Annotated in this window: 14 protein-coding genes and 1 tRNA gene; 3 read left to right on the forward strand and 12 right to left on the reverse strand. The window is 72.8% G+C overall.

Annotated features, from left to right (window positions below):
• Nucleotides 1–242: 242 nt before the first annotated feature.
• The 6 genes from thrB to argS all read right to left on the reverse strand — a co-directional run bounded on the left by thrB (nt 243) and on the right by argS (nt 7,731).
• On the reverse strand, nt 243–1,196 hold the full coding sequence (thrB, locus tag ASG05_RS02745; RefSeq protein ID WP_056257030.1) for a homoserine kinase: 954 nt from the start codon (nt 1,194–1,196) through the stop codon (nt 243–245).
• Nucleotides 1,193–2,275 (reverse strand): threonine synthase, encoded by a 1,083-nt coding sequence (gene thrC / locus ASG05_RS02750; protein WP_056257032.1) that lies wholly within the window; start codon nt 2,273–2,275, stop codon nt 1,193–1,195. Before thrC ends, thrB begins: the two co-directional genes overlap by 4 nt.
• Nucleotides 2,275–3,606, reverse strand: coding sequence for a homoserine dehydrogenase (locus tag ASG05_RS02755; protein WP_056257036.1), 1,332 nt, complete (start codon nt 3,604–3,606; stop codon nt 2,275–2,277). The genes thrC and ASG05_RS02755 overlap by 1 nt, the downstream gene beginning before the upstream one ends.
• A 69-nt stretch (nt 3,607–3,675) precedes the next feature.
• Nucleotides 3,676–5,070 carry a diaminopimelate decarboxylase gene (gene lysA / locus ASG05_RS02760; RefSeq protein WP_157490067.1) on the reverse strand — a complete coding sequence of 465 codons (1,395 nt, stop codon included), beginning with the start codon at nt 5,068–5,070 and terminating at the stop codon, nt 3,676–3,678.
• 136 nt (nt 5,071–5,206) lie between these two features.
• Nucleotides 5,207–5,986, reverse strand: coding sequence for a DUF2993 domain-containing protein (locus tag ASG05_RS02765; protein WP_056257041.1), 780 nt, complete (start codon nt 5,984–5,986; stop codon nt 5,207–5,209).
• A gap of 83 nt (nt 5,987–6,069) precedes the next feature.
• Nucleotides 6,070–7,731 carry an arginine--tRNA ligase gene (argS, locus tag ASG05_RS02770; protein WP_056257044.1) on the reverse strand — a complete coding sequence of 554 codons (1,662 nt, stop codon included), beginning with the start codon at nt 7,729–7,731 and terminating at the stop codon, nt 6,070–6,072.
• A 64-nt stretch (nt 7,732–7,795) separates the two neighbouring features.
• On the opposite strand from argS, the gene ASG05_RS02775 reads away from it, so the two are divergent.
• Nucleotides 7,796–8,422, forward strand: coding sequence for a hypothetical protein (locus tag ASG05_RS02775; protein ID WP_056257047.1), 627 nt, complete (start codon nt 7,796–7,798; stop codon nt 8,420–8,422).
• 66 nt (nt 8,423–8,488) lie between these two features.
• On the opposite strand, the gene ASG05_RS02780 is transcribed toward ASG05_RS02775, so the two are convergent.
• Nucleotides 8,489–9,313, reverse strand: a complete 825-nt coding sequence (locus ASG05_RS02780) for a gamma-glutamyl-gamma-aminobutyrate hydrolase family protein (protein ID WP_235491364.1) — start codon at nt 9,311–9,313, stop codon at nt 8,489–8,491.
• Between the two features lie 143 nt (nt 9,314–9,456).
• Nucleotides 9,457–10,176: a pyridoxal 5'-phosphate synthase gene (locus tag ASG05_RS02785; RefSeq protein ID WP_056257050.1), complete on the reverse strand. Its 720-nt coding sequence runs from the start codon at nt 10,174–10,176 to the stop codon at nt 9,457–9,459.
• Between the two features lie 77 nt (nt 10,177–10,253).
• Here ASG05_RS02785 and ASG05_RS02790 point away from each other — a divergent pair.
• Nucleotides 10,254–10,328: transfer RNA gene (locus ASG05_RS02790), tRNA-Arg, on the forward strand.
• A 73-nt stretch (nt 10,329–10,401) separates the two neighbouring features.
• Here the strand turns inward: ASG05_RS02790 and ASG05_RS02795 are convergent.
• The 4 genes from ASG05_RS02795 to ASG05_RS02810 form a co-directional block, all read right to left on the reverse strand.
• The gene (locus ASG05_RS02795; RefSeq protein ID WP_056257053.1) at nt 10,402–11,040 is read right to left on the reverse strand and encodes a hypothetical protein; all 639 of its coding nucleotides are present in this window, start codon (nt 11,038–11,040) and stop codon (nt 10,402–10,404) included.
• A gap of 40 nt (nt 11,041–11,080) precedes the next feature.
• Nucleotides 11,081–11,665, reverse strand: coding sequence for a recombinase family protein (locus ASG05_RS02800; protein WP_056257056.1), 585 nt, complete (start codon nt 11,663–11,665; stop codon nt 11,081–11,083).
• 98 nt (nt 11,666–11,763) lie between these two features.
• Nucleotides 11,764–11,979 carry a hypothetical protein gene (locus ASG05_RS02805; protein WP_157490025.1) on the reverse strand — a complete coding sequence of 72 codons (216 nt, stop codon included), beginning with the start codon at nt 11,977–11,979 and terminating at the stop codon, nt 11,764–11,766.
• Between the two features lie 150 nt (nt 11,980–12,129).
• Nucleotides 12,130–13,020, reverse strand: a complete 891-nt coding sequence (locus ASG05_RS02810) for a DMT family transporter (protein WP_056257064.1) — start codon at nt 13,018–13,020, stop codon at nt 12,130–12,132.
• Between the two features lie 50 nt (nt 13,021–13,070).
• On the opposite strand from ASG05_RS02810, the gene ASG05_RS16530 reads away from it, so the two are divergent.
• A complete protein-coding gene (locus ASG05_RS16530; protein WP_056257067.1) occupies nt 13,071–13,478 on the forward strand; it encodes a hypothetical protein in 408 nt (135 codons plus the stop codon).
• Nucleotides 13,479–13,562: the final 84 nt, after the last annotated feature.

Consider the following 13,562-nt stretch of genomic DNA (forward strand, 5'->3'; position numbering starts at 1 on the left):
TGATCGGCGGGGCAGAGCTGGTCACACCTCGCGGCCTCGGGCCTGCACTGTGCGGGTTCGCCCCGAGGGGCTGCCCTGTGCGGGCTCTGCACGGGATGAGCAGGAGGCCGGGGAGGTGCGGTGCGCGCCGACCAGATCGGCAGACGAACACTGCTAGATGTGCACTACGGGATGTGCGACCCGGGGACTCGAAGACTTGTGACCCCACGCGGTTGCCCCCACGAGTGACGGTGGAGACGTTGCTAGATGCCCAGGAAATCTGAGTTTTCTACCGGGTGCGGCACCACTGTAGCACCTTTGAGATCGACGGCCAGCATCAACGGACCCCACGCCGACACGGCGTGTTCGCGGACCAGGTCGGCGGCGAAGAGGCGCTGGGCGGGGTCGCTGCCGAGCACGAGCAGCGAGGGCCCGGCACCCGAGACCACGGCCGCGAGGCCGGCGTCGCGCAGCATGCGGATCAGTGCGTCGGTCTCGGGCATCGCGCTGGCCCGGTAGCTCTGGTGCAGCCGGTCCTCGGTGGCCGCGAGCAGCAGTTCGGGGCTCTGCACCAGCGCCGCGACGAGCAGGGCCGAGCGCGACACGTTGAAGGTGGCGTCCTCGTGCGGCACCGAGGCCGGTTGCAGGCTCCGTGCCAGCTTGGTCGAGAGCGTCGACTCGGGCACGAACACGACGGGCGAGACGCCTCGATGGACGAGCAACCGCTTGTGCGACGGGCCGTGCGAGTTCATCCACGCGATCGTGAGGCCTCCGAACAGCGCGGGGGCGACGTTGTCGGGGTGGCCTTCCATGTCGGTCGCGAGGGCCAGCAACGCGTTCGAGTCGAGCTCGACCGTCCCCTCGAGCAGGCCCTTCGCGGCCATGATGCCCGACACGATGGCCGCGGCGGACGAGCCCAGCCCCCGACCGTGCGGGATCGCGTTGCGAGCACGGAGGTGCAGCCCCGGCAGCGGGACGTCGACCGAGGAGAAGGCGGTGGCGACCGCCTGCACGACGAGGTTCGACGCGTCCGTCGGCACCTGGCCGGCCCCGACGCCGGACACGTCGACCCGGACGCCGGGCTCACGCGTCGCGGTGACCTCGAGCTCGTCGTACAGCGAGAGGGCGAGGCCGAGGGTGTCGAAGCCGGGGCCGAGGTTGGCCGAGGTCGCGGGGACCTTGACCAGGACGGACCGCCCGACGACCTCGGAGGTCACGAAGAGGCCGGGACGAGACCGAGCACCTCGGCCACCCGGGCGGTGTCGCTCGCGACGACGGTCGGCTGCACGTCGCTGCCGTCGGCACGACGCAGGGCCCACTGCGGGTCTTTCAGGCCGTGGCCCGTGACCGTCAGCACGACCGTGGCGCCGGCGGGGATCACGCCGGCGTCGGCGCGCTCGAGCAGCCCGGCCACGCTGATGGCCGACGCGGGCTCGACGAAGACGCCGACCTCGGCCGAGAGGATCCTCTGGGCCGCGAGGATGGCCTCGTCGGTGATCGCCCCGAACCAGCCGTCCGTCAGGTCGCGCGCCTCGAGGGCGAGCTGCCACGAGGCCGGGTTGCCGATGCGGATGGCACTGGCGATCGTCTCGGGGGCCTTGACGACCTCGCCGGCGACGATCGGTGCCGAACCCGCGGCCTGGAAGCCGAACATGCGCGGCAGCTTCGTGGCCCGACCGATCTCGAGGTCTTCGCGGTAACCCCGCGTGTAGGCGGTGTAGTTGCCGGCGTTGCCGACGGGGATGAAGTGGAAGTCCGGGGCGTCGCCGAGCACGTCGACGACCTCGAACGCACCGGTCTTCTGGCCCTCGATGCGGTCGTTGTTCACCGAGTTGACGAGGTGCACCGGGTAGTTGGCCGCGAGGTCGCGCGCGATGTCGAGGCAGTCGTCGAAGTTGCCCTGGATCTGCAGCAGCTGCCCGTCGTGGGCCACGGCCTGGCTCAGCTTGCCCATCGCGATCTTGCCCTCGGGCACGAGCACGGCGGCCGTGATGCCGGCGTGGGCCGCGTAGGCGGCGGCCGAGGCCGACGTGTTGCCCGTCGACGCACAGATGACGGCCTTGGCGCCGTGCTCGACGGCCTTCGAGATGGCCATCGTCATGCCGCGGTCCTTGAACGAACCCGTCGGGTTCATGCCCTCGTACTTGACGTACACCTTGGCACCCGTGCGGTTCGAGAGCGCCGGGGCCGGGATCAGCGGCGTGCCGCCCTCGCCGAGCGTGACGATCGGGGTGGCGTCGGTGACGTCGAGACGGTCGGCGTATTCGCGCAGGACACCCTGCCACTGGTGGGCCATCAGGCTCCTTCGACTCTCAGCACGCTCGTGACGGAGTTCACGACCGTGGCGTTCTTCAGGGCGGTCACCGTCGCGGCGAGGTCGGACTCGCGCGCCCGGTGGGTGCCGATGATCAGCGTAGCGGTGGCCGCGCCGTCGCCCGCGACCGTGACGCCCGGCGTCGCGCCGGAGGTCTGCTCGACGTTGTGGACGCTCACGCCGTGCTCGCTGAGCACCCCGGCGACCTCGGCGAGCACGCCCGGCTGGTCGGCGACGTCGAGGGTGATCTGGTAGCGGGTCGACACGCGTCCGATCGGGAACACCGGCAGGTTGGCGTGGGTGGACTCGGCGACGCCGGGCCCGCCGATGACGTGGCGGCGGGCGGCCGAGACGAGGTCGCCCAACACGGCCGACGCGGTCTCGACTCCCCCGGCGCCGGCGCCGTAGAACATCAGGTCGCCGGCCGACTCGGCCTCGACGAAGACGGCGTTCTTCGCGCCGTGCACGGCTGCCAGCGGGTGGCTCAGGGGCACGAGCGCGGGGTAGACGCGGGCGCTGACGCCCTCGACCCCGTCGTCGTCGACGAGGCGCTCGCAGATCGCGAGGATCTTGACGACGTAGCCCGCCTTGCGAGCCGCGACGACCTGGTCGTGCGTGACGGACGTGATGCCCTCGCGGTGCACCGCGGACAGCGGAACGGCCGTGTGGAACGCGAGGCTCGCGAGGATCGCGGCCTTCTGCGCGGCGTCGTACCCCTCGATGTCGGCGGTGGGGTCGGCTTCGGCGTACCCGAGGGCGGTGGCCGTCGCCAGGGCGTCCTCGAGGCTCGAGCCGTCGGTGTCCATGCGGTCGAGGATGAAGTTCGTCGTGCCGTTGACGATGCCCATGATGCGCTGGACGCGGTCGCCGGCGAGGCTGTCGCGCAGCGGCCGGATGATCGGGATCGCCCCGGCGACGGCCGCCTCGTAGTAGACCTGCGCGCCGACCTGCTCGGCGGCGTCGAAGAGCTCGGTGCCGTGGCTCGCGAGCAGGGCCTTGTTGCCGGTGATGACGTCGGCCCCCGAGTTCAGCGCCTGCAGCACGTAGCTGCGGGCCGGTTCGAGCCCGCCGATCAGCTCGACGACGATGTCGGCGCCGACGATGAGCGACTCGACGTCGGTCGTGAAGAGCTCTCGGGGCAGGTCGACGTCTCGGGGTGCGTCGACGTCGCGGACGCCGATGCCCACGAGCTCGAGCCCGGCACCGGCGCGACCGGCGAAGTCGGCACCCTGCTCGAGCAGCAACCGTGCCACCTGTGACCCCACCGAGCCGGCGCCCAGCAGGGCGACCCTCACGTTGCGGTATTCGATCATGTCAGTCCGTTTCTCGGGTGCGTCGTCGTCGGGGTGCGGGTTGCCACGAGGGCAGGAGGCGCGGGTCGCTCAGTCGAGGCCGGCGTCGCGGGCCAGCAGGTCGGCCTCGCTCTCGCCCCGCACGATCACGCGGGCCCGGCCGTCACGGACCGCCACGACGGGCGGGCGTCCGACGTGGTTGTAGTTGCTGGCCAGGCTGTGGCAGTAGGCACCGGTGGCGGGCACGGCGAGCAGGTCGCCGGGGGCGACGTCGCCGGGCAGGTAGTCGGCGAGGACGACGAGGTCGCCGCTCTCGCAGTGCTTGCCGGCCACGCGGACGAGTGCCGGCGAGGCCGAGGAGGCGCGGTTGGCGATGCGCACGGAGTAGTCCGCCGAGTAGAGGGCCGTGCGGGCGTTGTCGCTCATGCCCCCGTCGACGCTGACGTAGCGCCGCACGGCGCTGCCCGCGTCGGAGGAGACCGTCACGTCCTTGATCGTGCCGACCTCGTAGAGCGTCGTCCCGGCGGGGCCGACGACGACGCGCCCGGGCTCGACCGCGAGCAGCGGGACGTCGATCTCGAGGCGGGTGCACTCGGCCTGGACGATGTCGGCCAGGGCGACGGCGAGCTCGTCGAGCGGGCGGGAGTCGTCGGCGCTCGTGTAGGCGATGCCGAAGCCGCCGCCGAGGTTGAGCTCGGGCACCGGTCCGGTGGCGAGCAGTTCGGCGTGCACGGCGAGCAGGCGCCGGGCGGCCTCGGCGAAGCCGTCGGAGCCGAAGATCTGCGAGCCGATGTGCGAGTGCAGGCCGACGAACTCGAGTGCGTCGTGCGCACGGATCGACCTGACGATGTCGGCGGTCTCGGTCAGCGGGACGCCGAACTTCTGGTCCTCGCGCGCGGTGGCGAGGTACTCGTGGGTCGAGGCGTGCACGCCCGAGTTGACGCGCAGGCGGACGCATTGCACGCGTCCGTGCCGTTCGGCGGCGGCGGCCACGCGGTCGGCCTCGGCTGCGTTGTCGAGCACGATGGTGCCGATGCCCGCCTCGACGGTGCGGTCGATCTCGGCCAGCGACTTGTTGTTGCCGTGGAACCCCATGCGGGCCGGGTCGACGCCCGCGGCCCGGGCGACGGCGAACTCGCCCCCGGTGCAGATGTCGACGGCCATGCCGGCTTCGGCCACCCAGCGGGCCACCTCGGCCGACAAGAAGGCCTTCGCCGCGTAGTAGACCGTCGCCGTCGTGCCGATGCGGGCCGCCTCACGCTCGAACGAGCGGACCGCCTCGACGGCACGAGTGCGGGCGTCGGCCTCGTCGACGACGTAGAGCGGGGTGCCGAACGACGCGACGAGTTCGGAGGCCGGGACGCCGCCCAGCACGAGCTCGCCCTCGGGCGAACGGCGGGCCGTGGCCGACCACACGACCGGATCGAGGGCGTTGGCGTCGGCCGGCTCGACGAGCCAAGCGGGTGCCAGGGGGTTCGGGGACACACGGACCTCGGGTGATCGGGGGACGGGGAACGACATCAGAGCCTACCGAGAGTCGACGACCGTGACGGCCACGACCACGACCAGGACCACGACCAGGGCCGCGGCCGGGGCGGGGTGGCTCCGGCGCGGTCCGGGCTCAGGAGCAGGACCCCTTGCTGCCGATGCCGCTCGACGAGATCGGCAGGCCAGGCGAGGCGACGTCGAGCGTCGCGGCGGACGACGTGACGGCGACGCCCGTGAGCGTGGTGCCCCGTGGCAGGTACTGCGCGGCGCAGACGTCGAACGCGTACCCGCCGATGAACGGAGCGAGGTCGATCGAGAGCGAGGTGTCGCGCAGGGAGGCGGAGACCGGCGTCAGGGAGATGACCCGCCCCTCCTGGGTGATCGCGGGGGTCGCGACGACGTCCACCGGGACGACGGTGCCGATGACCGGGATGGTGAAGTCGCGGGCGTACGTGACCTGGCCGTCGCCGAACGAGATCGCGCCACCGCTCTCTTGCACGGCCGCGAGCCCGTTGACGGTCGCGGCGTCGGCCGTGACCGTGCCCGTGATCGCCCCGGTGGTGCCGGACAGGTCGGTCGGCACGTCCTGCACGTCGAAGTCGAACGAGAGGCCGCCCGACGAACCGGCCGACGAGACGGTGGCCTGGTCGATGCTGCCCTGGACGAGTTGCCAGAGCATCGAGACGCCGCCGATCTGCACGTCGACGGGGCCTGCCGCGTCGCCGAGCTGCTGCGAGATCTGCTTCTCGGCCTGGTCCTCGGCGACCGTCCGGACCACGAGGTCGGCGACGACGGCGAGCACGCCCAGGATCACCACGATGCCGAGCAGCACGAAGACGAAGATGCCGAAGCCGCGCCCCCGGCGGCGGGCGACGGGCTTGGCCTCGAAGAAGTCGGAGTCGATGTCGCTCATCGGGCCATCTTGTCAGCCCGCGCCGGACGACCACGCGCGCCGCGCCTCCTGCGGTCGAGACCGAGGAGGCGCGGCGCAGGAGGTCACATGCGGTCGGGTGCCGAGACGCCCAACAGGCCGAGCCCGTTGCGGATGACCTGGCCGGCCGCGTCGTTCAGCCAGAGGCGCGTGCGGTGCAGGTCGGTGACCTCGTCGTCGCCGAGCGGCGTGACGCGGCAGGTGTCGTACCAGCGGTGGTAGGTGCCGGCGAGCTCTTCGACGTACCGGGCGACGCGGTGCGGCTCGCGCAGCTCGGCGGCCTGGACGACCACGCGGGGCAGCTCGGACAGCGCACCGAGCAGCGCGCTCTCGGTCTCGTGCGTCAGCAGCGACGCGTCGAAGGCGTCGCGGGTGACCCCCGCGGCCTCGGCGTTGCGGGCGACGGCGCGGGTGCGGGCGTGGGCGTACTGCACGTAGAAGACGGGGTTGTCGTTGCTGCGCTTGGTGAGCAGGTCGAGGTCGATGTCGATCGAGCTGTTGACCGGGCTGCGGACGAGCGAGTACCGACCGGCGTCGACGCCGACCGCGTCGACGAGGTCCTCCATCGTGACGACGGTGCCCGCGCGCTTGGACATGCGCATCGGTTCGCCGTCGCGCAACAGGTTGACCATCTGGCCGATGAGGATCTCGAGGTTGACGCCGGGCTCGTCGCCGAACGCCGCGCACATCGCCATCATTCGACCGACGTAGCCGTGGTGGTCGGCGCCGAGCATGATCAGGTTGCGCTCGAAGCCCCGCTCGCGCTTGTCGAGGTAGTACGCCAGGTCGCCGGCGATGTAGGCCGCCTCGCCGTCGCTCTTGACGATGACGCGGTCTCGGTCGTCACCGAACTCGGTCGTGCGCAGCCAGGTGGCGCCCTCGGCCTCGTAGACGTGACCCAGCTCGCGGAGGCGGGCGACGGCGCGCTCGACGGCCTTCGACTCGTGCAACGAGTTCTCGTGGAAGTAGACGTCGAAGTCGACGCCGAAGTCGTGCAACGACGCCTTGATGTCGGCGAACATGAAGTCGACGCCGACCGACCGGAACGTCTCTTGCGCCTCGTCACGGGGCAAGGCGCGCACGTCGCCGTCGACGGTCGCCTCGACGCGCGCGGCGATCTCGGCGATGTACTGCCCGCCGTAGCCGTCGTCGGGGGTGGGCTCGCCGAGTGCACTGGCGAGCAGGCTGCGGGCGAAGCGGTCGATCTGCCCGCCGTGGTCGTTGAAGTAGTACTCGCGGGTGACGAGCGCACCCTGGGCCTGGAACACCCGGGCCAGGCTGTCGCCGACGGCCGCCCAGCGGACGCCGCCGAGGTGGATCGGGCCGGTCGGGTTCGCCGAGACGAACTCGAGGTCGATGGTGACGCCGCGGTAGTAGTCGCCGCGGCCGTAGGCCTCGCCCTGTTCGACGATCGAGCGGGCCAGCAGGCCGGCCGCCGCCGCGTCGACGCGGATGTTGATGAAGCCGGGGCCGGCCACGTCGACGTCGGCGACGCCGTCGACCTCGGCCAGCTCGGCCGCGATCTCGGTGGCGAGCTCGCGCGGGTTGGTGCCGACGCGCTTGGCGAACTTCATGGCGACGTTCGAGGCCCAGTCGCCGTGGTCGCGGTTCTTCGGCCGCTCGAGCGCGACGTCGCCGTCGGTCACCGCCACGTCGACGGTGCCTCGGCGCTCGAGGACGCCCTGGACGACGGCGAGCAGGGACGTGGAGAGTTCGGCGGGAGTCACGAGGGACGATCTTACCGGCAGCGCCGAGGCCCCCGACGAGCCGGGCGTCGGCGATGATGGAGGGATGCGTCACGCCCCGACCCGCCCCTCCGTCGTCCTGCGCGCCCTCGTCGCGACGGGCGCCCTCGCCCTGTCCCTGAGCGCGTGCACGGGCCCGTCGCCGACCGGGCCGGACGCCTCGACGACCCCGAGCGCGGCGTCGTCGACCACCCCCGAGGCGACAGCGACCTCGGCACCGACCCCCGACCTCGTGAGCACGCCCTTCACGGTCGACTGCGACGACCTGCTCGACGCCGGCAGCCTCTCGCAGTACTACTCCGCCCTCGCCCCCGTCCCCGCCGAGGACGTCGGCGGCGACGAGAGCCGTGACGGTGGGGCCCTCGAGATCGTGGCCGAGGCCGACGGCACGACCTGCACCTGGCAGGACGCCGACGGGGCGACGATCACGGTCGGGGTCGCCCACTTCGACGACGTGAGCCTGAACGACCTGGCCAACGACCTCGTCGCGACGAGCAACTCGGTGCCCACCTTCGGCGTCGAGGGGTACTTCGACACCCCGGGCGGCGTCGGCACGGCCGAGGCGTTCTCGTCGCCCGCGTTCGTCGTGGCCCGGTCGACGACCTTCCTCGAGCCGGGTGACGCCGAGCCGGTCGTGTCGGCCGTGGTCTCCGCCCTGCGGACGATCGACTGACGGCTGCGGCCGGGGGCGGCCTGGTGTGACGACGCCCGGGAGGCGCGCTCGGGTGAGGGGCGTGGCCTAGGCGACCAGCGCCTCCTCGTCGGTCCGGGAGGCGGCGGTCGTGAGTCGTCCGGCCTCGACGGCGCGGGCCAGCTGTGACAGCAGGGCCTCGAGCTGACCGACCGGCGCGCCTCGGTCTTCCGGGTGCCACTGGACGCCGACGACGGGCGCGGAGACGTGCTCGACGGCCTCGACCGTGCCGTCGTCGGCGCGACCGACGACCCGCAGGCCCCTGCCCGGTCGACCCACGGCCTGGTGGTGGGCGCTCTGGACGACGGGCTCGGCACCGAGGGCGTGGGCGAGGCGGCTGGCGGGGTCGAGCCGGACGGCGTGCGGGTGCATGAGCTGTTCGACCGGCGCCCCGGGGGTGCGGTGCAGGCCCTCGTGGTCGTCGAGGTGCTGCACGAGGTCGCCGCCCAGGGCGACGTTGATCACCTGGTGACCGCGGCAGACGCCGAGCAACGGGGTGCGGCGGGCGACGGCCCGGCGCACGAGGGCCAGCTGCGCCTCGTCGGCCACCGGGTCGTGACGGCCTTCGCCCGGGTAGCCGGGGGCACCGCCGTAGAACCGTGGCGTGACGTCCTCGCCGCCGAGCACGACGATCGCGTCGGCGCCGTCGGTCGCCCGCAGCAGCTGGGCGGTGCCGAGGTCGCCCGCCGCCAGGCGGACCGCCTGCCAGCCGGCGGCCTCGGCCGTGGCCTTGACCCGCGCGTTCATGTCGTCGACGTACGCGTGGTACTCGGCGGCGTGCGGCCGGTGCCGGGTCACCTCGACCACGGCGAGGCGCATCGAGGCGGCGGCGGGGTCGCTCGGGCGGATCGTCGGGGCGGGCTGCGAGGTCATGCCTCCATGCTGCCGCCGCGACCGGCCGGCGGCCAGGTGCGTGTCGTCGCGTTACGCCCGCCAGGAGCCGCGACGTCAGCGCCGCTCGGACGTCAGCGTCGATCAGACGCCAGCGCCGGTCGGACGTCAGCGCCGCTCGGACGTCAGGGCCACAAGGAGGCGCGGGTCCAGCCGTCGCCGTCGCGGTCGTACCGCAGGCGCACCTGGTCGCGCCCCGTGGTGGCCTGCCAGAACTCGATCGAGGTCGGGTCCACCCGCCAGGCCGTCCAGTCGTCGGGGACGAGATCGGGGTCGGCCTCGATCGCGGCCTTCGCCTCGGCGAGTCGCGACCGGGTGGCGGCCTCGTCGGTGATCGGGCTGCTCTGCGGCTGCGTCATCGCGACGGCACGCGAGTCGGGGTGGCGGGCGGTGAAGTCCTTCTCGCTGACCTCGCGCGGTCCGGCCGACGCCCGACCGAGCACGCGGACCTGACGGCCCTGCTCGCGCCAGTAGAGGGTCAGCGCCACCCTCGGGTTCTCGGTGATCTGCCGACCCTTCGGGCTGATCGACGACGTCGCGAACCAGAGGGCCCCGTCGTCGACGTCCTTGAGCAACAGCGTGCGGGCCGTTACGTCGCCGTCCGACGAGGAGGTCGAGATCACCATGGCGTGCGGTTGCGCGACGTCCTGCTCGACGGCCTCGACGAGCCAGGCGACGAACTGGTCCACGGCGTCGTCCGCCACGGCGTCGACGTCGAAGGTGGGCAGCTCGGGGTGGAAGACCTTGGCCGAGCGCAGACGCTCACGCAACGTCGGGCCACCGGGGTCGGTGCGGTCGGAACGGGTGCCGGTCTCGGCTCGGTCGGTGCTGTTGTCGTCGGTCACCCGTCCACGATGCACCCCGTCGCCCCGGGGCGTCCCAGACGTCGCCGATTCGCTGCTAGCCTTGACGACGTTCCCGGGCCCCCATAGCTCAGGGGATAGAGCACTGCCCTCCGGAGGCAGGGGCGAAGGTTCGAATCCTTCTGGGGGCACCACAAGCCATCCGGCCGAGTCTCCGGCCCGTCGCGGCCTCGCCCCGTTGATCGGCTCTCCCTCCGCTCCGTGTCGTCATGCGGCTTTCGTTGCGGCGGCACCGGCGGCGGCGAGCACCCGGTCGTCACGCCGGGTCTCGTAGGCCGTCACGACCGTCAGGAAGACGAACACGAACACCGGCGCACCGACGGCGAGCAGCAGGGTGCCGGCGGCCGTACCGAGGGTGGCGATCATCAGGAGCATCCCGGCGACGGGAAGCAAGGCCGCTCGGTTCGCACGCCGTTTGAGCGTGATGAAGGCCCGGACGAGGTCGGCCCGCTCGGGCTCGATCGGATCGCGGCCCATCACCTGTCGGTTGAGCGACCGCCGCTCCACCGGGCCGAGATCAGCCGTCGGGGTGCCCGTGGTGCTCCAGACGTTCAGGGGCAGGAGCGTCCTCGACGAGCGGGCCCGGAGCCACCCGACGAGCGCCACGACCACCGAGGAGACACCGAGGACGAGCGTGACAGCGGCGGGTCCACCGTCGTCACCACTCGCGACCCCGATCGCGAGGGCCGAGGCCAGGACGGTGGTGGCGACCATGGCCGCCTGCGAGGACGGACCCCGGAAACGCTGCCCGTGCTCGGTGACGTCGCGGACGCGGCGGGCGACGTCGGCCCAGTCGGCTCGTGCAGGAGCGGGTGCCCGGTCGCCGTGCGGCAGCTCGTCGGTCATGGTGCCGACGGTAGCGGCCCGAGCGGACTCGCGTCCGAGGTCAGTCGGCCTGCTGGCGGCGGGCGCGGTCGGCGTCGTCGCGCTCGAGCTCGCGGCGCAGGACGCGTTCGGGCACGGCGACGTGCTCGGCGGCCTCGCGCATGCTCGCTCCCCCGGCGCGCAACTGGCGGGCCGCGTCGAGGCGGCGTCTCGAGACCGGGGGCTTCGGGGTCTGCGCCACCCGCGCCTCCTGGCGTCTGCGGGTCTCGGCGCGGTGCGGCTCGCCACCGACCTGCTCGTCGAACCGTGCCAGGGCCGCCGTCACGCGGAAGAAGAAACGCCCGTAGGCGTTGAGCTCGTCGATCTGCTCGTCGATCGACCGGAAGGCCACCCCGAGGGCGTCGAGGGTCGCCATCACCCCGACCAGCTCGGCGACCGAGCGACCGATGCGGTCCACGGCCGTCACGACGAAGACGTCGCCCTCGCGCAGGCTGCCGATCGCCTTCGCGAACTCGGGCCGCGACTGCTTCGTGCCGGTGGCGTGGTCCACGAAGACCCGGTCGCACCCCCGGGCCCGGAGGCGCTCCGCCTGCGCCTCGGACGACGGGTCGTCGCGCGAGACGCGTGCGTACCCGACGACGGTCACGGTGGGCCTCCAGGCGAGGGCGGACAGAGAGGTGAGGCCCCGCCGACGGCGAGGCCTCGCGTGGATGCCCGGGGGCACCCGTCAACGGACGGCGGTCCTCAACTGTAGGTGAGCGCGATGACGGCGACGTCGAGCGTGCGGTACGAACCTTCGCGTCGGACGGCCGTGCGCACGCGACCCCGAAGGACCTCGAACGACCCGTCGCTCTCGTGCACGAACCCGATCACCCCGGCGGTCGGCGTCGACACGCGGTGGAACCCGTCGCCCAGCGGGACGACCTCGGCTCGGGACGTACGTTCCAAGACAGCACCCATGATGTCTCCTCACTTCTTGCTTCGTTCTCCGGCCCGTCAGGTGGGCCGTGATCGTAGCGTACCCCGCAGGTGGGGTACAAGGTCCTGCCGGGCCATCAGCCTGGCCCCCTCGTTCGCACCGCGGACAGGCGGGCGGTCGACGACCTCGGGTCAGACGGCAGGAGCCTCGGGCAGGGCCCCGCGACGTCGACGCCGGCCCGCCGCGACCGTCACACCGACGCTGGCGACCGTGACGCAGGCGAGGGCGACGACCTCGCGCGGGCCGAGGGCCTCGCGGAGCACGACGAGGCCGGCGAGCGCCGCGACGGCCGGGCCGAGGCTCGAGAGCACGCCGAACACCCGGGTCGGCAGTCGACGCAGCGCCACCGACTCGAGTGCGTACGGGATCGCCGACGTCAGGGCCGCCACCACCAGGAAGATCAGCAGGAGGCGCGGGTCGGCTCGTACGGCGACCGTCGCGTCGTGCGCACCGAACGGCACGACGACGAGGGCGGCGACGAGCATGGCCGTCGCGAGGGCGCCCATCGGGTCGCGTCCTCGGCCGAGGGCGGCGTTGGCGAGGATGTAGCAGGCCCAGAACGCCCCGGCGCCGAGGGCGAGCAGCACTCCGACGAACGGGATCGCCCCGGACGAGTCGGAGCCGAGCAGGACGACGCCGGCGAGGGCGAGCAGGGCCCAGGCCGCGTCCCACCAGCGCCGGGTCTGGACGAGGGCGACGACGAGCGGGCCGAGGAACTCCAGGGTGACCGCGACCCCCAGGGGGACGACGTCGATGGCGAGGTAGATGAGGGAGTTCATGCCCGCCAGGGCGAGACCGAGCACGACCACGCCGAGCCACGTGCGGCGCGGCCAGCGCCACGGGCGGGGCCGGAAGACCGCGAGCAGCAGGGCGGCACCGAACGCGAGGCGCAGGGCGGCCGCGCCGGTCGGCCCGAGGGCCTCGAAGTGCGTCTTGGCGAGGGCGGCCCCGAACTGCACCGACACGATCGCCGCGACGGCGAGCAGGGGGGCGGGCACGCGGCCGAGGGGGCTGGGGTTCACGGGGCTCCGGGTTCGTCACGAGGTGTGCGGCGGCACAGTACGATCGTGGCATGAGCGACGCCTTCTCCGTCATCGCGCCGGTGGTGGAGCTCTTCGGCTGGTTCGGCTTCATCGTCGGCAGTCCCTTCCTCGTCGCGGGCTGGGTGCTGCGTCGTCGCGCCACCCGCCTCGAGAGCACCGTGGGCGTGGTCATCCCCCCGCCCGAGTGGGCCAGGGCGGCCACGGCCCGCTGGATGGACGTCGACGGCCAGCTGCACGAGACGCAGTTCGGCGACGTCCCGGTGACGACCCCGCTCGAGACCGAGCTCACCGTGCACTACGACCCGGACCGCCCGCACCGGGCCCGCGTCCACCCGCCCCACGACGACGGCCGAGCGCCCCGCACGGTGGGGGTCGTGCTCTACGCGGTCGGGGCGGTCTGCGCCGTCGCGTCGGTGGGCCTGCTGTTCGTCTCCTGACCGACGACTACGACATCCCGGCCGCCCGGGCGCTCCGGGCGCTCCGACGGGGGCCGTCGATAGACTCCCCCGCAACGAGCGAGG

This window comes from Frigoribacterium sp. Leaf186, from assembly GCF_001423905.1.
In the GTDB taxonomy this organism is placed as follows: domain Bacteria; phylum Actinomycetota; class Actinomycetes; order Actinomycetales; family Microbacteriaceae; genus Frigoribacterium.